Here is a 20,975-nt window from a genome sequence, read left to right as displayed (position 1 = left end):
GTTATGAATAATTTTTTTAATTTTGTGGAGATTTATAGAAATCCTATATTTGGGATTTTGGCGTTGGTTTTGATTATTTTGCTGATTGCGTTTTTAGATTCTATAAAAAAAACTCATACGAAAAAACGCAGAAAAGAAGCCCTAAATAATATTAGTAAAAATTTTGAAAATATTGATTTAAACGAAAATATAAAAAACTTTATTGACTATACCGACAATCCTGTGCCACCGCTAATGCTTATTGCTGATACTTATGCAAAGGTTGGTAATAACGAGCAGGCAATCGCCATTTACCGCACATTAAATGAATACATTAAAAACACAAAAGAAAAAATACAGATTTTAGAATCTTTAGGCGAGTGTTATTATAAGGCGGGATTTTTGGAGCGAAGCAAGGAGATTTTTACGGAAATTTTGCGAAATTATCCACATAATGTTACGATTTTATACAATTATATTTATACATGTGAAAATTTGAAACAATACAATGAAGCACTTGATGCGCTAAATTGCATAGAAGAGTTATATAATGAAAATCCTAACTTTGAGAATAAGAAAAACTCAATATATCATAATAAAAACTATCTAAAAACTATGATAATTATAAATAATCATAAAATAAAGTTAGTAGAACAGCAAGAAAAATTGCTTGAAATGTATGACTTAGATTCTACATTGCACGGATTAATTTTAAGGCATTTTAGAATCTATAATACAGGTCTTTTTTGGCAAAAGATTTTAGAGAAAAAAAATATAAAGCCTTATATAGACGTGCTTTGGCAGTTTCAAAAACATGAGATTCCATTTGAATTTATCGCTAAAGATTCTAATCTTTTAAATATTTACAGGGCGAAGGGCTACATTAAGGAATATGTTGAAATTGATAATTTTGCACTAGAGAGTTTGCAGCTTTTGAATTTATATTCGCACATAAAAGGTGACTTAGAGTTCATTTATAATTGTAGTGCGTGCGGTGGAAACAGCCCATTTTACGCATATCGCTGCCATATTTGCAATGAAATCAACACGATAAAATTACACATAAGACCAACGCAACATATAAAAAGTGAGATGTGATGCAGGTTTTTATTGCGGGGTGTCATACTGATGTGGGGAAAACGCATGTGAGTGCCGCTATTTGTGCGTTATTTGGCTATGATTATTTTAAGTTGGTGCAGGCTGGAAGTCCGCAAGATAGAGATTTTGTATTTGATATAGTTAGTAATTGTAGTGATTTTGGGGTAAAAAAGTTATTAGATTCTAAAGATTTAGTGAATCTAGATTCTAAGATTTTGCAAGATTCTAAAGATTCTAAAATTTTGCACAATATAGAATCTAATTTAGATTCTAAAAATCCTAACTTTAATAAGACAAAAATACAGAATCTAGATTCTAAAAATTCTAATATTTCTAATTTAAATGATAAAAAAATACATATTAATTCTAACTTTAAGCCTAAAAAGTTACAAAATATAGAATCTAATATTTTTCCAAATGGTATTACATTAAAAACTGCGGCTAGTCCGCACATTGCTAAAATGCGCGAAAATATTGAGTATAATGGCTTAAAGCTAAAGATTCCAGAATCTAAAAACCTTGTCATTGAGCTTGCTGGTGGGCTTTTTAGCCCGCTAGATTCTAAAAAATGCATGATTGATTTTATTTCGCAAAATAGATGCGATGTGATTTTGGTTGGTGGGTATTATTTGGGTAGTATTAATCATATTTTGCTAAGTTATGAATCTCTTAAGGTTAGAAAAATTAAGATTCTAAAAATTGTAATGTTTGGTGATAAAAATAAGGAAATTGATAATTTTATAGAATCTTATAGTAATATTGAAACATTGAATTTAGCATATTTTACAAAGCAAAATTTTAAAGAAAAAACGCAGGATTTTAAAAAGCAATTAAATAATATTTTTTGCTATAATTAGCGAAATCTTAGTAAATTTAGTGTTTAAAATCGTAACATACAAAAGGAGCAAATGTGTATTTTAGTAACAAATTTTCACGACTTTTTGGAATCTTGGCAAACTATAAATTCCCAAAATCAGTTCAAATTTTTATTAATAAATTTTATGTGAGACTTTTTAAGATTGACTTAAGCGAGTTTGATAATGTGAAGACTTATGATAGCTTAAATGCCCTATTTACGCGCTCTTTGCGTATCCCACGCAAGATAGATTCTAAAGATTATAATCTAGTTAGCCCCACAGATTCACTAATTATAGAATCTGGCAGGGTGGAAGATAATAAAGCCCTGCAAATCAAAGGAAAAAGCTATGATGTGGCAACTTTGCTTGGCTTAAATCTTAAAAACGCGCAAAATGTTACAAATATTAACAATGTAGATTCTAAAGATGTTGCGAATCTAAACGATTATAGCTACATAAATCTTTATCTTTCGCCAAAAGATTATCATCATTATCACGCGCCTTGTGATGTGGAAATCTTGGAATCTAGGTATTTTAGCGGTCGTTTGCTGCCTGTGAATTTCCCATCTTTACGCAAAAATGATAGCCTTTATAATGTGAATGAGCGTGTGGTGCTAAAAATGCGGCTTACTCACAACAATAGCATTGCGTTTTATGTCGCGGTGGGCGCGCTAAATGTCGGTAAAATGCGCTTTTTGTTTGATGAAAAAATCCAAAGTAATGCGAGTTTGGGCGATTTTGTGCGGGTGTATGAGAGCCCTTTTAAGCTTAAGGCAGGCGATGAAATCGGCACATTTGAAATGGGCTCGACAATCGTTTTGATTGCAAAGGCGAATTTTACAAAGCTCGCAAATGATGTGGTTAAAATGGGCGAAGAAATCGGCACTTTGTCGTAGACAATCACAAAAAGTGATAAATTTCTTATGTGCGGAGGCTGTAGGCTTCCTCGCCATGTAATATAGAATCTAGCCCTTCTTTTTCCACGCTCTCATCCACTCGCAAGTCGGTAAATAACGCAATCACCTTAAATATCACAAAGCTAACCACCGCAGATAACGCAACGCAAACCACAATCGCAAAAAGTTGCTCTAAAAGCAATGAATACGACCCGTTTATGAAAAATCCTTCACCCAAAGTCCCCTCACCTGTCGTGCCCGGATTTATAGCAGAACTAGCAAAAAGACCTGTCGCAATGCCGCCCCACACGCCACCTATGCCATGCAGCCCAAAGGCATCAAGCGAGTCATCACACTTCAATTTATACTTAATAAAACTAATGCCAAAATAGCACAGAAACGCGCTCATCACGCCGATTATGATACTCGCACTAATGCCGACATACCCGCACGCAGGCGTAATGCCAACAAGCCCAGCCACCAAGCCGCTTAGCCCTCCTAGCACGGTAGGACGCTTATGCTGAATCCACTCAATGATAACCCAGACTAGAAAGCCGCTAGCAGCCGAGAGAATGCTTACCACAAAGGCATTTACCGCGATAGAATCTAGCGCTCCGGCACTACCAGCATTAAATCCTAACCAGCCGATAAATAGCAAAATCGCACCCAAAAAGGCATAAGGAATCGAGTGCGCACCGGCATTTGGCTCGACATGTTTTCGCGCCCCAACCAAAATCGCACCAATTAATCCAGCCACACCAGAGCTAATATGAACCACGCCGCCACCGGCAAAATCTAAGCTCCCACGTGCCGCCAAAAAGCCATCACTCCCCCAAATCATGTGCGCTAAAATATCATACACGAATGTACTCCAAAAAATAAGAAAGACAATTAACACGCCAAGCTTAACGCGACCGACCAAGCTTCCCGTGATTATCGCGGCTGCGATGATGGCAAACATCATTTGAAACACCGCAAACAAAATATTAGGCACACCAGAATCATTAACACCACTTGTATTATTTAGCCACAAATGCGTCAAATCGCCGACAATACCGCCGCCGCTATCATTTCCAAAGGCAAGGCTAAAGCCGATGATTACCCACTGAAGCGTGATGATTCCAAACACAATAAAACAATTCATAATCGTGTTTAGCGTATTTTTATGCCGCACCATACCAGAGTAAAACATCGCAAGGGATGGCGTCATAAGTAGCACCAAAATTGAGCAGAACAAAATAAAAAAAGTATTGACCGCATTTAAAGATTCCATGATAAATCCTTTTTTTGAGATTATGATTTTTGCGAATTAGATTCTATAGATTTATTTAAAAGGGCGGTGGGTGAGCGTTTAGGATTTTTATTTTATCCCAAATGCCTTTAAAAGATTTATAGAATCTAATCCATTGCAAAAAATCATAACACTAATCGTATCACAATTTTTTAAATAATGCAAGATTTTTATATACAATTTGTATATAAAATTTTAAATTTTTAGAATCTAACTCAAAAAATGTGTAATTTTTTAAATAATAGTTGTATTGTTAAAAATAGATTCTATAAATTTTATGCTAAAAAATACGAAATTTTATAAAATTAGTTGTATTTAAGATTTTAGATTCTGTAAGATTATAAATTTAGTGAATCTTGGCATTGTAGATTCTAAAACATCAACAAGATTCTATAAAAAAGAAGATTCTATAACATAAAAAAGATTCTATAAAAACAAACAAGATTCTATAATAAATTTTAACAATAAAATCTAAATCTATTTATAGCTAAGTTAAAACTCTATTAATCTTTTAACTTAGCTCTTTTGATATTAAACTCAAGGATACTTAAAGCTCTTTTAAATCTCTCTGCACGAGTAAGAACATAACCTTCACACTTAGGAATCATTATGTAATCTTGTTTAAGACTAAAAGGGTAATCAATCTTAACACTCTCCTTACAATCACTAGTAGTGCCTAAAGTAAAATCAGAAAACATTTTAGCGTCATCATCAGTGTTAAATTCCACATAATTATAATCACCTTTATAGTAAAACAACTCATTATCTAACTTATTTTTTGAAATTACATCTTTTTCAGTTTCAAGAATCTGCACTATCTTATCTACATAAGGTTTAGCGTCCTTATCGTTTTTAGATATACAATCCGCATATTTCGGTAGCAAATATGAACGGGAAGTGAAATCGTTAAAATAATATCCATCTTTAACATAACAAGCTCTAGGTGTTAAAGTCTCTTTATAACCGACAATATCAGAAATATGCATACTGCCAGAATCCGTAAGAATGACTAAACCATTGCTTAAAGCATATTTAGAAACCACTGAGTATAACGAATCATCAACATTACCCTCTAAATACAAAGCCTGAACTTTCTTTAAACCCTCTGGCAAAGTTTTACTCTCTACGTCATTTGACTCGCCACCAAACAAAAAGAAAACAAACAAACTAAACAAAACTAAAAACTTAAACATTGTGTGTCCTTTCAAAGAAAATATAAATTACTAAATGCGTGTTAATTTAGTTAGCAACCCTGCATGAATCATTACTAAACCACACGCCATTTTCAAAAAAGCCTAGATTCTCATTAATAATAGAATATTCCCCAGCATTATCAAGGAAGCAAAGCTTATTACCGCGCCCTTTTCGCTCAATTTGCTTAGCAATATCCACCATCACATTAGAATCCAAAAAAAACTTAGAATCCTTTGCATAAAGTGCTTTGAGATACTTTTCCACAAAGTAGTATGTATCGCTATGAGTGCTATTGCGACTAGCCATAGTGGAGAAAGGCTGGGGCATTATGCCATTATGTATCACGGCTAGATTCTCACTTACATTAAATGGATGGCAATTTTGCACATTAATTACGCCATGCGATGCAAGGCGAAAATGGATTATCATAGTAGGATTATCACAAGATTCTTGCACCGCCCTAATCTCTTTAATAAACTCATCAATATCAAAATAGCCCTTTTTTACAACTAGCCTATTTTCAAATGAATACGCAAAGCCCGCACCATGCGAGTTTGCTTCATAACCCAACTCCAACTGCTTATCGCTTATATCCTTGCCCTTAGGCTTTAGTATCGCTACGCACATATTATTTAGCCATCTTTTTATCGGTGATATGTTGGAGTATTTCCTCTTCGCTTAGCACTTTGTCAAAATGTGTTTTAGCGTGTAGATTCTGTGCTTTTGCCTTTATGTAGTCATTTATATCTTGTATAAATTCCTTAAAGCAAGGGCAACTCGTTGTCAGCATATCTAGCGTGGCTATATCTAGCTTATTTTCCCTAGCAGGTAGCAATATTGTAGAATCAAATACATTACTCTCAAGCTGTATTACACCTATACCAAAAAGATTATTAAGCCGCCTTAGCTCTTTTAGCACATCATCATCAATATTCACATACACGACCAAATATCCAAAATGCGCAAAGCTAGAATTACTTACCGCTTGGAAATAATATTCTTTAACATCCGCAAACGATATAGACTTTTTTATCTCAAAAGAATAGATTTTATAATCTAAAAGATTGCTATTCTTAAGAAATGCCAAAGTATCTTTGCACAAATCATCATCAAAAGGGAAATGCACACCTACAATATCAGGATGATTCCACTCAGTCTCTCCTTTGGCGCGTTTAACGCATTTATTATGAATGATTGTCTTGCAATGCAGCCTAAAATTCTCATTAGCATCCAAAAATGCCACTAGCAAAGGGTGCAAATCAGCTTCTTTAAACTCAGTATAAGACCTATGTCCTGTGACCTTTTCTTCCCTATTTATCTCATCTTTTTCTAGCAAATCATCGATATATTCTTGCGATTTCCCTTCTAGCTCGTTAGCGCGAGATTTTAGCCAAATGTCCTAGGATTCTTACTTGCAAACATAAATGGAGTATCTTTATTATCCCTTATATCCACATAGATTCTAGCGCCTATACTCTGCCAAGGCGTCTTGCCACCTACATTTAAGCCCCTATCTTTTGCATGCTCGTAAATGCCCATAGATGTAAGCGGATATGGTATATGCTCTAGCACCTTTTGTGCTATTTGCAAAATGGTTAGCCTTGAATTTGTCTCATTACTCATATTCTCTCCTTAAAAATGTGAAATTTAAAAATTTTAAAACCCCCAAACAAAGCTTTAATGGATGTTTAAGATTAAGCTAACATTTAAAACTCTAAAAAAGTTTAGAATCAAACTAACATTTAAAGCTTAAAAAAGCTTAAAATTAAGCCAACATTCAAAACCTAAAAAAGCTTAAATGAAAACTTAAAATTAAGCCAACACTTAAAACCTAAAAAAGCTTTAATGGACGCTTAAAATTAAACCAACACTTAAAACCTAAAAAGCTTAAATGAAAACTTAAAATTAAACCAACATTTAAAACCTAAAAAGCTTTAATGGATGCTTAAAATTAAACTAACACTTAAAGCCTAAAAAAGCTTTAAAGAAAACTTAAAATTAAGCCAACACTTAAAGCCTAAAAAAGCTTTAATGGACGCTTAAAATTAAGGTAACATTATAGCTTTTTTTTTTTTTGTCTGTCAAGGGGTTTTGTGAAATTTTTATGGTTTTTTAAGATTTGTGGGAAAATTTCGCACAATCTTTTCAAACCACACAATATTTATACTTGTATTACACACATTAAACTGAACAATTTTAAAAGATTTTTAGAATCTAGTTCTATGATTTCTTAAAAAAGGGTGGTGGGTGGGCGTTTAGGCAATTTGCAAAGCAAATATAGAATCTAATATTAAGTTTTAAATATTTTTATTCTTATCTATTCTCGCCCTACCACCCTTAAGGTGAAAAAATATTTTATAGAATCTAGATTCTCAAAAATTCCAAAAAACATAATATTTCCATAAAAAAATGCTATAATGACATCTTTAAAAACAACAAAAAAAGAAAGCCAAAATATGAAAAAATCTAATTTTTTAATAGTATTTATATCGATATTTATAGTTTTTGTGAATCTAGCGAAAGCAGATTCTATAATAAATTTTAATGACAACATAGAATCTAGCAAAAAAGATTCTATAACATTAGCTCAAAACGCAACGAAAGAGATAAAAACGCAGAAAAAAATAAAAAACGAAGTCGTAAATGGTGCAACTTTCATTGCCGTTACAAGTGATAAAAATCCGCAGAATCTAAAATTAAATAAAAAAACATACCGATGGGTAGCCCATCCTACAGATTCTGAGAAAAAAATCGCATTTGTGTCAATTAGCTATTATGAGAAGCCAAAAAGCCTAAATCTAGGCGATAATATCACGCTAGAAATTAAGCAGGGCGAGTATAAAAAAGAAAAAATAAAGATACAGGACAAGAGCAAGGTCACGCCTGATAACGCCGCTAGCAAACGCATAAAAGCCGAGCTTGACGAGGCAAATAAGATTTATAACACTTATGATAAGACGCGATATTGGCGCGAAAAGTTTGGACTGCCGCTTGAGAAAATCGATATTTCTAGCCCTTTTGGCGGCGCGCGCGTGTATAATGATGGCGCGATAAAGAGCTATCATGCGGGCACTGATATGCGCGCTGTGGTTGGCACTAGCGTGTTTGCGGTAAATGATGGCGTGGTGGTGCTGGCTAAGGAGCGGTATTTGGCGGGTGGCTCGGTGATTGTGAGCCATGGCGAGGGCGTTTTTAGTATGTATTATCATTTAAGCGAGTTTAATGTGAAAGTGGGCGATAAGGTCAAAAAGGGGCAGATTGTTGCAAAAAGTGGTAACACGGGTCGTAGTAGCGCCCCGCACCTGCACCTTAGTATGATGGTAAATGGCACGCTTGTCGACCCTTTCGACTTTATGGATAAAATCAACGCATTAATTGAAAAGTGAATGATTGCATAAAACTTAGCCTTTTGAGATGTTAGATTCTATAAAAGTTTTGGAATCTTTACTTTTAGATTCTATAAAATCTAATAGAAAAAAGGTAGATGTTTCGCTATCGCTCAACATGACGGAAAAATTAGATTTTAACTTGATGGATAGATTAGATTCTATAGAATCTTTGCTTTTAGATTCTGTGGAATCTTTGGGAGTTTTAGAATTTTTTGAATCTTTTTTAGAATCTTCGCTCTTAGATTCTATAACTTTTTTAGAATCTTTTGAATCTTGCAAATTATTAGAATCTTTAGAATTTTTAGTATCCAAATCTTCGTCATTTTGAAACTCCTGCTTATACATTTTTTGCTCATTTTGTAAGATTTTTATAACGCGGGAATCTTGCATATATTTTTCCCAAAAACTTGCCCTTTTAGATTCTAAATCATCGCAATATTTTATATTTGCTGGTAAAAATTTGTAATAATCTTTTGGAACTTTGAAATTTTCTAAGTTAGGATTTTTAGAACTTTTCTCTATATTACTCTCAAAAGACATCGCATTAGAATCTAGCATTTTAGAATCTAGCTTAAACTCGCTAATTTCCACATTTGAGACCACTTCATTACTAAGATTTGCAATATTCCCTAAACTCATCGCACACGCACAGCTTTGTCGCACAAAATATACTAAATCCGCTGGATAAAGAAAAGTAGGCAGTTTTTCCTTGTATTGCGTAGTTTTCACGCCATAAAACTTGCTAGGTTGCGCGGTAAGAAAAGTATCCATAACTTTGTCGCTAGATTCTATAGAATCTAATTTTTTCTGCTTTCTTGATGTGCTATTTATAGAATCTAAAGGCTTAGAATCTTCGCTAGATTCAGTATTTTTATTTTTTATTTCATTTTCGCGCACACCTTTTATTTGGCTAAAAGTGCTTATCACATTGTATTGTTGCGGGGCGCAAATATTTTCCTTTGGGCTAAGTGTAATTCTAAGCGTATTCGGGCTAGATTCTATAGAATCTTGTGAATTTAGCCACTCAAATTTTATATAGCTAAACTCGCTATTTTGCGGGTTTAAAGCGATTAAATCAATGGTTGTTGTTTGCTTACTTTTTAGCACATAATCATAGTCTTGCAGGACTTCCACATTGCTTAGAATCTGCGTATTTTTATCTAAAATACTGCTAGTAAAAGCCTCCAAAATATCGCTTGTAGCGTAGAAATATTCATTATTTATTTGCAAGGCAGAGCAATCAGGCTTAATACAGCCACAGCATTTTTTTAAATCATTTAGGGCATTTTCATTATCTTTATATTTTTCTCGTAAAAAGAGAAATTCTTTGTCTAAATCTTGCGTAACTTTAGAAATTTCTAAGTTAGGATTTTTAGAACTTTCTTGATTTTTATCATTTTTAGAATCTATTTTTACATCTTTTTGAGAATCTAGCCCTTTAAATTCAGCATATTTTTTTGCAAAAGATTCTATATCGCTTGGCGTTTTATATTCAGCCAAAATATTAGAAATATTAGAATCTTGCGTCTTATTAGATTCTATATTATCTAAGTTATTATTTAAAAAATTAGTATTTTTAGAATCTATATTAGATAAAGGTTCGCTATTTTTCGAATCTTCACTACTACAAGAAATAAAAAAAACAAGTCCTATAAACACGATAAAAAAGCCCTGAATTTCTCGCCACATTTCAAATCCACATTTAAAATTTAAACGAAATTATATAATCTTAAAATAAAGATTCTATAATTATGCTTTTGTAAAGGGTGGAAAAATGAAGCAAATGAATGTCGCAATCTTAGGCGTGGGCGTGGTCGGTCGCAGCGTAATTGAAATCTTGCAAGAAAACAAAGACATAATAAGAGCAAGGACAGGCGTAGAAATCGTGCCAAAACTAGCCATAGCGCGAAATATCAAAAATAAAAAAACAACTATTCCCTTAAGCACGAACATTGAGGACGCTTTGAATGACGAAAGCATCGATATGATAGTCGAGCTAATCGGTGGCGTTGAATTGCCTTATGAAATCGCTTTAAAGGCTTTGAAAAGCGGTAAAAGCTTGGTTACGGCGAATAAGGCGATGCTTGCGTATCACAGGCATGAGCTGGAGCGGTTGGAAAAAAAAATGCAAGAGGAGTTTTTGAAAAAATCGGCTAGGGATTCTAAGGATTCTAAGGATTCTAAGGATTTTAGGGCGAAACTAGATTCTAAAAATATTGAATCTAAAGCGAATTTAGATTCTAAAAAAGCGAAAAATTTAAGCGAAAAAAAAGAAAAAACCCCGCCACAGATAGGCTTTGAGGCGTCTGTGTGCGGTGGCATTCCTATTATTAGAATCTTGCGTGATGGGCTTTGTGCTAACCACATTTTAAGCATTCGTGGCATTATGAATGGCACGAGCAACTACATTTTGAGTAAGATGAGTAGCGAAAATGCTAGCTTTGAGGTCGCTCTAAAAGAGGCGCAAAAGCTAGGCTACGCCGAGGCGGACCCAACTTTGGATATAAATGGCAGCGATAGTGCGCATAAACTTTTGATTTTGGCAAGCCTTGCATATAGAATTGATGCGAAAGTGCAAGATATATTAATTGAAGGTATTGAGGGTATAAAGTTAGCAGATATAGAATTTGCAAAAGACTATGATTATGAAATTAAGCTTTTAGGCATTGCTAAGAAAATCGGCAATAAGCTTAGTTTGCGCGTGCATTTGACACTCATTCCCAAAGATTGTATGCTGGCTAAAGTCAATGGCGCGATGAATGCGTTAAGCGTGGTTGGTGATAAGGTCGGTGAGAGCCTGTATTATGGCGCAGGGGCTGGGGGTGCGGCGACTGCGAGTTCTGTGGTGAGCGATATTATGGAGATTGCGCGTAGCAAGACTTCGCCAATGCTAGGCTATGTCGATACTTTTGAGAGTGAAAAAGTGCGGCTAGATTCTAAGGAAAATATCACTTGCAAGTATTATATAAGACTAAGCGTTGCCGATGGGCTGGGCGTTTTAGCAAAAATTACTAGCATTTTGGCGCGCGAAAAAATCTCTATAGAATCTTTAATGCAAAAAAGTGAAGATAGCATTTTAGTAGATTCTAAAAGTTCTAAAAATTGTAATAATTTAGGCTTTGAAGTTTCACAAGATTGCGAGAATTTAGATTCTAAAAATTCTAAAAATCATAATAATTTGGATGGAAAAATTTCACAGGATTCTAAAAATATAGATTCTAAACTTTGTAAAGATTCTAGTAATTTAGATTCTAAACATTACCAAGATTTTAAGATTGTAAATTCTCGTAGTTGTAAAGATTCTAAGAAAATAGATTCTAAAAATTTAGATTCTAGTCTATGTCAAGATTCTAATATCACAAATTCTCATATTTCTAAAAATTCTAAGAATCTAGATTCTAAACTCCACCAAGATTCTAAGAGTTGCAAAGATTCTAAAAATATAGATTCTCAACTCCACCAAGATTCTACTAATTTAGATTCTAAAAATATCAAAACCGCGCTATTATTATTTGCAACGCACACTTGCAATGAAAAGCAGATTCAAAAAGCCCTAAAAGCCTTGCAAAACCTACCAGAAGTTCTCTCCCCCCCATTTATGATTCGCATAGAAGAAATGTAAAACATGGAAAATGTAAGAAATATAATGTGTGTGATAGCTTATGATGGCTCACAATTTTGTGGGTTTGCTACGCAAGATTCTAAAAATCATAATTTAGATTCTAAAAAGTTACAAAATATAGAATCTAATTTGCCAAGCATTCAAGATTTTATAACTAATACTTTAAAAAAAATAGGGATAAATACACATATTATCGCGGCTGGTAGGACGGATAAAGACGTTCATGCAACTTTTCAAGTGATAAATTTTTATGCTTATTATAATCCTAAGAAAAAGGCTAAAAACTTACAAATTTCCCAACTTAAACCCCATAAAATGCCCTTAGAAAAAATGCAAAAATTGCTAAATGAAAAACTATATCCGCATATAAAAATTAGAAAAATTTATGAAGTTCCGCCAACTTTTCATGCTAGATTTTGTGCAAAATCGCGCACTTACACCTACATTTTTACTAAAGAAAATTTGTTACCTTTTTACACAAACTACATTGCAAAAGTGAAATTTGGCGAAATAAAAAAAATAAAAGAAGCGTTAAATGCGTTTGTTGGCGTGCATGATTTCTCACTTTTTAAGAAAAATGGGAGCGAGACAAAGGACAATATCCGCGAGATTTTTTCTGCTAAAATTTTGACTAAAAAAGTATATAATTTGCCCTGTCATATCATTCAAATTAGGGCAAATGGCTTTCTTAGAAGTCAGGTTAGAATGATGTTATTTGCGGCTTTTGCGTATAGTTTGGGTAAAATTTCGCTACAAAATTTGCAAAAACAAATTGATAATAAAATGGATGTGAATGATAGAATCTGCGTGCGTGAATTAGCCCCAGCATGTGGGCTTTATCTTAGCAAGGTAGAATACTAAAAAAGATAATTTAAAAAATTTTGTAGTTTTAATTTTTATAATTTTAAAGGAAAAAAATGCAAAAATTAGCAAGAATGGAAAGCGATGATGTTCGCATTCATTTGATATGTAATAATATGTTTTTATCTCTTGCTTTCAGCTTTTATCTCAAAGGGCATTTAAGCAGCATTGATGAAGCCGACTTTATCATCACGGATATTGCCGTGCTGCGCGAGAAATACACGCATTTGCCCATTTGCATTATCGGGCAGGATTTGATAATTCCTTGCAGTGTGTATGAGATGTTTTCCCAGCTGCACGAGTTTTATAGCCGTGTGAATGCCAAGCAAGCTGAGATTTTTCAAAAGGATATTGAGCATTTGCAAAAGTTTGAAAAAAAGCACAAAGATTCTAAAAAAGAAAAAAACAATAGCGGAAATAAGGACATTGTAGAAAATATAAAACAGAAAAAAATGCAAGATTTAATGAAAAATATCGACCCATCACTAAGCGGTCAGGTCGAACTTTTATTCAACGAACTTTCACAAAAAATTTATGATACGCTGGAGAATAGTAAGAAAAGTAGCGAAAAAAAATAGGTATTTTTTATATCCTTTTTGCATAATTAAATTATAAATGATAAAATTTCCATTTTATAATGAAAATGCAAGGATTTTAAGGTGAAAGTTATGCTGACGGTTGGGCGATATTTTAAGCAAAGATTTGGGTTTAGGGTGCGGAAAATCCCTATTTCTCTAAGTGGATTTACCTGTCCTAATATCGATGGTAGCGTGGCTAAGGGCGGCTGCATTTATTGCAAAAATGAGAGCTTTTCGCCATCTTTAGTTATGAAAAAGAAGCAAGATTCTAAAGAAAAGTTAGGAAAATTAGAATCTAGTGATTTTAAGAATACAGAATCTAATTTGCAACAGAATCTAGATTCTACAGATTCTAAAGAAAAATTACAAAATATAGAATCTAGTATAAAATCTAAGTTACAAAATTCGCAAGATTCTATAAAAAAAGATTCTAAAAATCCTAATAATATAGAATCTAACTTGCAAGTTTCTAAAAATACTAAAGATTCTAAAGAAAAGTTAGAAAATATAGAATCTAAATTAGAAAACGCACAAGATTCTATAAATTATAAAAATACAGAATCTAAGTTTAAAGATTCTAATAATATACAGAATCTAGATTCTAAAAATCATAAATATTATAATGAAAAGTTAGAAAATATAGAATCTAATTTTCAAAAAAATAACGTAAATTCTAATATCCTATCGCCCACCCACCACCCTATTATCGAAAACAAAAAAAATAAAAAACTCCCCCGCATTACAATGAATTTCAAGCTCACTCACAACCCACTTTTAGACAAGCAGCTAAGCGAGTTAGAGACGCAGTTTGCCTACCATTCGCAGTATCACAAAAATAAATTTGGTATCGCAAAATACCTTGTGTATTTTCAAAGTTTTACGAATACTTACGCGCCCTTTGACACGCTCAAAACCCTTTACACAAGGGCATTAGAGCTGCCTAATGTCGTGGGGATTAGCATCGGCACGCGCGTTGATTGCGTAGATTCTAAACTACTAGATTTTTTAGGCGAATTTGTCAAAAAAGGCAAGGAAATCTGGCTAGAATACGGCATTCAATCAATCTACGAAGAGACGCTCAAAATCACAAACCGCGGACACACAATGCAAGGCGTGCGCGAACTTTTCGCCAACACACGCAAACGCGGCATCAAAGTGTGCGCCCACCTAATCTATGGACTGCCCGGTGAGAGCGTAGAAATGATGATAAACTCGCTACGCACGATACTTGACTACGGCGTAGATTCACTAAAAATCCACCCGCTTTATGTGGTGGAAGGCACAGCACTCGCACGAATGTATAAACGCGGCGAATACACGCCCATAACGCTTGAAGTTTACGGCGAGGCAATCGCGCGTAGCCTAAAAATGATACCGCCAAATGTGGTCGTGCAGCGTGTGAGTGCGGGCGCACACGATGACACCCTAATCGCGCCAAAATGGTGCTTTGATAAAAATATCCAAATGCGCTATTTACGCGAACGCCTAAAAAAAGAAGGGATAGAATATTAGAATTTAAAAAATATGTAGTTTTATAATACACAAAACAAATCTATAGAATCCAAGTTTTGCAAAATCAAAGTGAATAAATGAAAATATTAAAGCATTTTAGAATCTGGATTCTGTGTTTATGGAATATTTGTAGGGTTAGCCCATGATGTCAAGGGTTGGGGGGTTTGAACTTTGGATGTGACCATCAAAGGGGTTACTTGCATCGCCAAATGGATTTGCAAGGATTGAATCTGATGAGCGATTTGCGTTATTTGCAAGGTTTGGATTTAGATTACCAAAAGTGCTATTTACGCTAGAATCTGCATTAGCAAAAGGATTTGAAACCGAAGTAGATTCTATATTATTATTACCAAAAGGGTTAGAATCTGCGTTGCCTAAAGCGTTATTACCAAAGGCGTTAGAATTTCCTAACGCATTAGAATCTAGCCCATTTGCTTCGCTAAAGCCTTGTGTAAAAGGATTATTTGCCCCGCTAGAACCCTGCAAAGCGTTAGAACCTTGCAACAACGAATTTAAATTAGCCGACTTAGAATCCGCCGACTTAGCGTTTAAGCCCCCAGCTAATTTATCAAGCTTATCTAGCTCACCCTTATCCAGCTGCTTGCCCTTTTCTGCGCTATCTAGCATTTTTGCGTATTTTTTCATCTCTTTTGCTTTTTGCTCTTTTTCGCGCTCCAAAGCCTCACGCTGCAGTGTTTCCTCATCTTTATTAGCCTCCGCTTCTGCAGCTAGTCGCTCCTCTCTATCGCTAATTATTTTCTCATATTTTTCACTCAAATTCTGCGTTTTCAAATCATCCTCATACGCACTAGCCTTGCTCGCATCAGCCTTAATGGATTCCACACTTTTGCTAGCTAGCTCGCCACGCGGGTAAAACTCTAGCGCACTTTGCACAGGCACGATATTATCGCCTAGTCGCATTAGCGGCACTCCCTTGTCGTAAATTATGCTTTGCACCTCGCCACGACCGATACGCGTTTCATCATATTGACGCGTTTCTGGATTTAGATTATAAAACGCGCGCACTTGATAGCTGCCCGGCTCTACGATGTTGCCCTTAGTATCCTTGCCATCCCATCTAAACTCAATATAGCCTTGCTGTCCGTCTTTATCAGCTAGTGAAATCGTCTTAACCACTTCGCGATTTGGGTTTAGAATCTCAACGATGGGCGAACCTTGACTCGCATTAATCTTGTTGTCAAAATAAAGGCTAAAATGATTTTCCCCACTGCCATTGACATTTAGCCCCATTATATCAGTTTCAGCGATTTTACCTATCATTGAGACCGCATTTAGGCTATTTGCCTTCGCGCCCTGCGAAGTAGCGTGAGTATTTTCCTCCATACCCATATTTAAGATTTCAAGGCTCTTTTTCATCTCTTTTTGAAAATCTTGCAAGGCTTTATTTGTATCCTGGCTTGCTTTCATCGCAGCGGCTACTTCTTTCATCGTCTTTTTATTTTCTTCTTGCATTTCCACTTGCGTTAGTTGCGCGGTTTGAGTGATGATTTTATCCGTCTCCATAGGAGAAGTGGGGTCTTGATTTTTTAGCTGCTCTAAAAATAGCTTCATAAACGCATCTTTATCAAGCCCATTTGCAATCTGCGTGCTTTCCTTTTTCTTTTCCCTTGCGGCTGTAGAGCCTGTCACATCGCCTAAATCAATAGCCATAACTTTATCCTTAAAAGTTTTTTTATCCTTAATTAGCAATGGTAAAGCATTTTGCGTTCCCTAAATATTTATGTTATTTTTTTTAAAATAGATTCTATGTTAGAATCTATTTGCACTATATTTTCAAATTGCGTTTTATTAAATGTGCTCTGCCTTTTTGCTAGTTGCCTTGTGTGAATTGCTATCATTGATTCTAGCTCGCTAAGATTTATTTGACCTTTAAAATATAAAAGACACTCTTTTAGCCCTATGGATTTAAAAGGCTGTATAGAATCTCCATAAGATTCTAAGATATATTTTGCTTCATCTATTAAGCCTTGTTTTATCATAGATTTTGTTCTTTTATTTATCCTTTCTATTAGCACGTCTCGTGGTATTTGCAGGTTATAAATATCGATTTTATGCGGAAAGGGCTTTGGTGGATTTTCTTTAAAATACACACTTGGAATCTTGCCTGTGGCTTCAAATATGCTTAGTGCTTTATTTATTCTATATGTATCATTTTGCGAGATTTTAGCGGCAAATATAGAATCTAGATTCTGTAATATTACATATTTTTCACTTAAACTCTTATTTATAAATTTAGATTCTATGTTTATAGAATCTATATTGCTTAAGCCTTGTATGATTGATTTAAGATAAAAGCTTGAGCCACCGACAATAACTAAGTTTTTAGAATCTTTTTTACACTCTGTTATAGCATTATCTAAAAGCCTTATAAAAACCCCCGCATTTACGCTTTCAACGGGACTTAACACATCTATTGCAAAGTGTTTTATAGAATCTAGCTCGGCTTTAGTAGGCTTGGCTGAAGCAATATTTATTTCCTTATAAATACTTAGTGAATCTATGGAGAAAATATAAGCATTAATCTTGCTTGCTAGATTTAGTGCAAGGGCTGATTTGCCGCTGCAAGTAGCGCCGATTATTGCTAAAATTTTCATCTGCGTGTTTTTTGGAATTTATAATCGATAGGATTAGAATCTATTTTTTGGCTATTTAGCCGCTCTAATTTTCTTTGATTTGTAATTGCCACTTGCCTTATTTCTTCAAATATAGCGTGGATTTTAGCATCAGTTGCTAAGTTTCTAAAGTTACCCCGTGCACTTTCAATAAGTTTTTTCTCTGGTCTTATTTGCACTATTTTTGATGTGTATAAACGATTTGTAGGGACATAAGCTGTAATTTTTGTGTAGGTTTTTAGATTTGGCGGTAAAAATCTATTTGTTTGGATTAGATTTATCATTTCTTTTGCATGATATTTGTTAAACTCAACGCAGGCTGGCTGGGATTTTAGGCAGATTAGAATCTCATTTTTATTGCGTTTTGATGGAAAAATTGCAAGGACATTATTTTTCACGCTCAAAGGTAGAAAGTGTAAAAGTGGTTGCAAAGCATTAGAATTTAGTATAAAATTCATTAATTTATTCGTGCAGTAACCATAATTTACCATTCTTTGTGTAAATTGCGTTGAATTTAATAAATCTTTAAAGGTTTTCATAATGAGTATTTTATCAAAGATTCTAAAAGGTTTTGTAATATTTGGACTAATTTTTAGCTTTTATGCCTGCGGATATAAACAAGACCCCTACTGGGATTCAACCGACAAAAAACAAAGCGATGTGTTGTTTGAGTAGGGGTTTAAAATCCAAGACTTCACATTTTGTAACTCTATTTTGCTGTAAGATTTCCAATATTAAAATTCTAGCAATTCATTTTGGGCTAATTACTTAAGATTATAGCAAGGAATCTAAAATCTTACGACTCGCCCATCATACGTGTTACTAGACGTTTCATCTTTTCATTTGCCTTTTTATTTGCGTTGCTTATTTGCGTGGTCATTTTTTCAAAGGCTTCTTGCGAGTTTAAGCCGCCATCTTTTGGTGGGACTTTGTAGTATTCGCCATCGCTTTTAAGTTCATAGCGTTGCAAGGTATCATTTAGCTGCAGCGTGATAATTTGCATTAGCTTATCAGCGACATTTTTTTCTAAAGCAGGGGTTAAAAGCTCAACTCTACGCTCCAAATTTCGCGGCATAATATCTGCGGACGCAAAGTAAATGCTCTCTTTTGCGTGTTTAAAATAATAGATTCTAGCGTGTTCTAGGTATTTACCGATAATGCTATACACATGGATATTTTCACTCAAGCCCTTTAGCCCCGGACGAAGACAGCACACGCCACGTATTATCAAATCAATTTTCACACCAGCTTGAGATGCTTTATATAGCGCATTTATCACATCAATATCCACGCACGCATTTGCTTTTAAAATTATTCGCCCTTGCTCTTTGTGTGCGGCTTCTTCTTCAATGAGTTTCAAAAGCTGCTCTTTTATCTGCGTTGGCGCGGTATATAGCGTATCAAGTCGCGCGTGTTTAGAACTGCCGGTGCTTAAAGAATGAAAGAACTTCACCGCATCTTTTGCAAACGCAGGATTAGCGGTAAATAGGCTAACATCTGTGTAGATTTTCGCAGTCGCCGCATTGTAGTTACCCGAACTCAAATGCACATATTCATGCAGCCTATCGCCACTTCGCTTTATCACTAATGCGATTTTGGCATGGACTTTCAGGTTTGGGATACCATAAATCACATGCGCTCCAGCAGATTCTAAAGCCCTTGCCCAGTGCAAGTTATTTTCCTCATCAAATCGCGCCTTAAGCTCCACCAAAGCCGTAACCTGCTTATTTTCCGCTGCTTCAGTCAAAGCCTTTACAATCGGCGAATTTTTCCCCACACGATAAAGCGTCATTCTTATCGATAAAACATCCGGGTCTTTAGCCGCCTGACGAATGAAATCCACCACTGGCTCAAAGCTCTCATAAGGCTGAAACAAAAGCACATCGCCTTTATCAATCACGTCAAAAATATTTGGCGCATCTTCTAGCGGTGGCAGAATCTTTGCGACATACTGCGGCGAACTTAAATACGCATATTCTTTCAAGCCAACTAATTCCCAAAATGCGTTAAATCCAAGCGGGACTTTATACTCATAAATATCCTCTTTTCTCACATTTAACTGCGAATTGACAAAGTTTAGTAGCTTCTCATATTCAGCCTCTTTACTTGCGATTCCTATTTCAAGTCGCACCACCTCGCCTTTTTTACGCGCCCTTAAGCCCTCGCTCATTAGCACGATAAAGTCATCGGCTTCCTCTTCTTCAATCTCCATATCCGCATTTCTAGTAACGCGAAATGGTGCATACGCCAAGGTTTCATACCCCTCAAAAAGCTCCCCGGCAAATTCCCCCACAATGCTCTCTGTAAAGACAAAAGAATCATGATTTACCCGCACAAATCGCTTCAATACACGCGGGATTCTAACCATTCCATACTTTATTTCCCCACTCTCTTTATTTTTTAGCATAAGCGCAATGGCAAAACTCAAATTATTCAAATGCGGAAATGGATGGACAGAATCAACCACAATCGGCACAATCACAGGATACAAATAATTTTTGAAATATTTATACATTTCCTGCTTCGCGTTAGAATCTAGATTCTCAAAATTACGCAAGATTAGCTTTTCTTTAGCAAGGCTCTTTTTGATGTCGTTATAAAGCCCTTCAAGCACTGCACGTTCCTTATTTATATACTCACGGATTTCACTTAGCTGCTCTAAAGGGCTTAGTTTATCTGCGCCAGATTCTATCACGCCATTAGCAAAAAGTCGCTGCAATCCAGCCACGCGTATCATATAAAACTCATCTAAGTTCGTGCTATAAATCGCTAAAAATTTTAGTCGCTCTAAAAGCGGTAGTTTGGTATTTTTAGCCTCATTTAGCACACGCGTATTAAACCGCAGCCAACTTAGCTCACGATTGAAATATCTGTCCTTAAGGCTAATTTGCACTGCTTCTTGTTTGTCCTTTTGCATATTTTCTCCTTTTATCTTGCGTTTTAGATTCTAGATTCTATTCAAATATTTTTCTACCTTAAGGGTGGCTGGGCGAGAATAGATAAAAAGAAAAATATTTAAAATTAGATTCTATTTGGCTTACCAAATTTGCCTAGTTTTTTGCAAA

At 34.9% G+C, this 20,975-nt stretch carries 17 protein-coding genes and 5 pseudogenes; 12 read left to right on the top strand and 10 right to left on the bottom strand.

Annotation, left to right across the window (positions count from 1 at the left end):
* Positions 1–3: 3 nt before the first annotated feature.
* The 4 genes and pseudogenes from LS64_RS03560 to LS64_RS03550 all read left to right on the top strand — a co-directional run bounded on the left by LS64_RS03560 (position 4) and on the right by LS64_RS03550 (position 2,830).
* Positions 4–1,077 (top strand): tetratricopeptide repeat protein, encoded by a 1,074-nt coding sequence (locus LS64_RS03560; protein WP_052062727.1) that lies wholly within the window; start codon positions 4–6, stop codon positions 1,075–1,077.
* Positions 1,077–1,211, top strand: a pseudogene (locus LS64_RS13100) (AAA family ATPase); the annotation flags it as partial. The gene LS64_RS03560 and the pseudogene LS64_RS13100, both read left to right, overlap by 1 nt.
* A 60-nt stretch (positions 1,212–1,271) precedes the next feature.
* Entirely contained in the window at positions 1,272–1,934 is a 663-nt protein-coding gene (locus tag LS64_RS03555) for a dethiobiotin synthase (protein ID WP_238699463.1), read from the top strand.
* A 53-nt stretch (positions 1,935–1,987) separates the two neighbouring features.
* On the top strand, positions 1,988–2,830 hold the full coding sequence (locus LS64_RS03550; RefSeq protein ID WP_034573894.1) for a phosphatidylserine decarboxylase: 843 nt from the start codon (positions 1,988–1,990) through the stop codon (positions 2,828–2,830).
* 25 nt (positions 2,831–2,855) lie between these two features.
* On the opposite strand, the gene LS64_RS03545 is transcribed toward LS64_RS03550, so the two are convergent.
* The 5 genes from LS64_RS03545 to LS64_RS13095 all read right to left on the bottom strand — a co-directional run bounded on the left by LS64_RS03545 (position 2,856) and on the right by LS64_RS13095 (position 6,938).
* Complete coding sequence (locus LS64_RS03545; protein ID WP_034573898.1) at positions 2,856–4,103, bottom strand: ammonium transporter; 1,248 nt, start codon at positions 4,101–4,103, stop codon at positions 2,856–2,858.
* 521 nt (positions 4,104–4,624) lie between these two features.
* Positions 4,625–5,314, bottom strand: a complete 690-nt coding sequence (locus tag LS64_RS03540) for a hypothetical protein (protein ID WP_034573901.1) — start codon at positions 5,312–5,314, stop codon at positions 4,625–4,627.
* A 46-nt stretch (positions 5,315–5,360) separates the two neighbouring features.
* Positions 5,361–5,942, bottom strand: a complete 582-nt coding sequence (locus tag LS64_RS03535; protein ID WP_034573906.1) for a hypothetical protein — start codon at positions 5,940–5,942, stop codon at positions 5,361–5,363.
* Position 5,943: 1 nt separating this feature from the next.
* Positions 5,944–6,651, bottom strand: coding sequence for a hypothetical protein (locus tag LS64_RS03530; protein ID WP_052062729.1), 708 nt, complete (start codon positions 6,649–6,651; stop codon positions 5,944–5,946).
* Positions 6,652–6,701: 50 nt separating this feature from the next.
* Positions 6,702–6,938, bottom strand: coding sequence for a winged helix-turn-helix domain-containing protein (locus LS64_RS13095; RefSeq protein WP_052062730.1), 237 nt, complete (start codon positions 6,936–6,938; stop codon positions 6,702–6,704).
* Between the two features lie 833 nt (positions 6,939–7,771).
* On the opposite strand from LS64_RS13095, the gene pgp3 reads away from it, so the two are divergent.
* Positions 7,772–8,701 carry a peptidoglycan metallopeptidase Pgp3 gene (gene pgp3 / locus LS64_RS03525; protein ID WP_081948518.1) on the top strand — a complete coding sequence of 310 codons (930 nt, stop codon included), beginning with the start codon at positions 7,772–7,774 and terminating at the stop codon, positions 8,699–8,701.
* Positions 8,702–8,716: 15 nt separating this feature from the next.
* On the opposite strand, the gene LS64_RS03520 is transcribed toward pgp3, so the two are convergent.
* Positions 8,717–10,393, bottom strand: coding sequence for a hypothetical protein (locus tag LS64_RS03520; protein ID WP_034573909.1), 1,677 nt, complete (start codon positions 10,391–10,393; stop codon positions 8,717–8,719).
* A gap of 85 nt (positions 10,394–10,478) precedes the next feature.
* Between LS64_RS03520 and LS64_RS13090 the strand changes: the two are divergent.
* The 6 genes and pseudogenes from LS64_RS13090 to mnmL form a co-directional block, all read left to right on the top strand.
* Positions 10,479–10,826 (top strand): annotated as a pseudogene (locus LS64_RS13090) (homoserine dehydrogenase); the annotation flags it as partial.
* A gap of 3 nt (positions 10,827–10,829) precedes the next feature.
* Positions 10,830–11,765: pseudogene (locus LS64_RS03515) on the top strand (homoserine dehydrogenase); the annotation flags it as partial.
* 564 nt (positions 11,766–12,329) lie between these two features.
* Positions 12,330–13,187, top strand: coding sequence for a tRNA pseudouridine(38-40) synthase TruA (gene truA, locus LS64_RS03510; protein ID WP_034571142.1), 858 nt, complete (start codon positions 12,330–12,332; stop codon positions 13,185–13,187).
* A gap of 56 nt (positions 13,188–13,243) precedes the next feature.
* Positions 13,244–13,765 (top strand): hypothetical protein, encoded by a 522-nt coding sequence (locus LS64_RS03505; RefSeq protein WP_034571140.1) that lies wholly within the window; start codon positions 13,244–13,246, stop codon positions 13,763–13,765.
* A gap of 90 nt (positions 13,766–13,855) precedes the next feature.
* Positions 13,856–14,026 (top strand): annotated as a pseudogene (locus tag LS64_RS03500) (TIGR01212 family radical SAM protein); the annotation flags it as partial.
* A gap of 474 nt (positions 14,027–14,500) precedes the next feature.
* Positions 14,501–15,277: pseudogene (gene mnmL / locus LS64_RS14080) on the top strand (tRNA modification radical SAM protein MnmL/YtqA); the annotation flags it as partial.
* Between the two features lie 135 nt (positions 15,278–15,412).
* Here the strand turns inward: mnmL and flgD are convergent.
* From flgD to LS64_RS03480, 3 genes are all read right to left on the bottom strand, one after another.
* Positions 15,413–16,948 (bottom strand): flagellar hook assembly protein FlgD, encoded by a 1,536-nt coding sequence (flgD, locus tag LS64_RS13775; protein WP_081948290.1) that lies wholly within the window; start codon positions 16,946–16,948, stop codon positions 15,413–15,415.
* A gap of 68 nt (positions 16,949–17,016) precedes the next feature.
* Positions 17,017–17,892: a tRNA (adenosine(37)-N6)-dimethylallyltransferase MiaA gene (gene miaA, locus LS64_RS03485; RefSeq protein ID WP_034571137.1), complete on the bottom strand. Its 876-nt coding sequence runs from the start codon at positions 17,890–17,892 to the stop codon at positions 17,017–17,019.
* Positions 17,889–18,449, bottom strand: a complete 561-nt coding sequence (locus LS64_RS03480) for a hypothetical protein (protein WP_034571134.1) — start codon at positions 18,447–18,449, stop codon at positions 17,889–17,891. Before LS64_RS03480 ends, miaA begins: the two co-directional genes overlap by 4 nt.
* 1 nt (position 18,450) lies before the next feature.
* Here LS64_RS03480 and LS64_RS13555 point away from each other — a divergent pair, with 1 nt between their 5' ends.
* Positions 18,451–18,585 carry a hypothetical protein gene (locus LS64_RS13555; protein ID WP_272916619.1) on the top strand — a complete coding sequence of 45 codons (135 nt, stop codon included), beginning with the start codon at positions 18,451–18,453 and terminating at the stop codon, positions 18,583–18,585.
* A 121-nt stretch (positions 18,586–18,706) separates the two neighbouring features.
* On the opposite strand, the gene LS64_RS03475 is transcribed toward LS64_RS13555, so the two are convergent.
* Positions 18,707–20,827: an RNA degradosome polyphosphate kinase gene (locus LS64_RS03475; protein ID WP_052062414.1), complete on the bottom strand. Its 2,121-nt coding sequence runs from the start codon at positions 20,825–20,827 to the stop codon at positions 18,707–18,709.
* Between the last annotated feature and the right edge of the window lie 148 nt (positions 20,828–20,975).

The sequence above is a fragment of the Helicobacter saguini genome (assembly GCF_000762875.2).
Taxonomy (GTDB): Bacteria; Campylobacterota; Campylobacteria; order Campylobacterales; family Helicobacteraceae; genus Helicobacter_A; species Helicobacter_A saguini.
Note: the sequence above shows the minus strand (reverse complement) of the source record. Positions and strands in the feature narration are given on the sequence as shown.

Bases quoted from the DNA above. Each gene is read 5' to 3' on its own strand.
- truA (WP_034571142.1), top strand. From the start codon at position 12,330: ATGGAAAATGTAAGAAATATAATGTGTGTGATAGCTTATGATGGCTCA.
- flgD (WP_081948290.1), bottom strand. From the start codon at position 16,948: ATGGCTATTGATTTAGGCGATGTGACAGGCTCTACAGCCGCAAGGGAA.
- LS64_RS03545 (WP_034573898.1), bottom strand. From the start codon at position 4,103: ATGGAATCTTTAAATGCGGTCAATACTTTTTTTATTTTGTTCTGCTCA.
- pgp3 (WP_081948518.1), top strand. From the start codon at position 7,772: ATGAAAAAATCTAATTTTTTAATAGTATTTATATCGATATTTATAGTT.
- LS64_RS03535 (WP_034573906.1), bottom strand. From the start codon at position 5,942: ATGTGCGTAGCGATACTAAAGCCTAAGGGCAAGGATATAAGCGATAAG.
- miaA (WP_034571137.1), bottom strand. From the start codon at position 17,892: ATGAAAATTTTAGCAATAATCGGCGCTACTTGCAGCGGCAAATCAGCC.
- LS64_RS03560 (WP_052062727.1), top strand. From the start codon at position 4: ATGAATAATTTTTTTAATTTTGTGGAGATTTATAGAAATCCTATATTT.
- LS64_RS13555 (WP_272916619.1), top strand. From the start codon at position 18,451: ATGAGTATTTTATCAAAGATTCTAAAAGGTTTTGTAATATTTGGACTA.
- LS64_RS03540 (WP_034573901.1), bottom strand. From the start codon at position 5,314: ATGTTTAAGTTTTTAGTTTTGTTTAGTTTGTTTGTTTTCTTTTTGTTT.
- LS64_RS03505 (WP_034571140.1), top strand. From the start codon at position 13,244: ATGCAAAAATTAGCAAGAATGGAAAGCGATGATGTTCGCATTCATTTG.
- LS64_RS03480 (WP_034571134.1), bottom strand. From the start codon at position 18,449: ATGAAAACCTTTAAAGATTTATTAAATTCAACGCAATTTACACAAAGA.
- LS64_RS03520 (WP_034573909.1), bottom strand. From the start codon at position 10,393: ATGTGGCGAGAAATTCAGGGCTTTTTTATCGTGTTTATAGGACTTGTT.
- LS64_RS13095 (WP_052062730.1), bottom strand. From the start codon at position 6,938: ATGAGTAATGAGACAAATTCAAGGCTAACCATTTTGCAAATAGCACAA.
- LS64_RS03475 (WP_052062414.1), bottom strand. From the start codon at position 20,827: ATGCAAAAGGACAAACAAGAAGCAGTGCAAATTAGCCTTAAGGACAGA.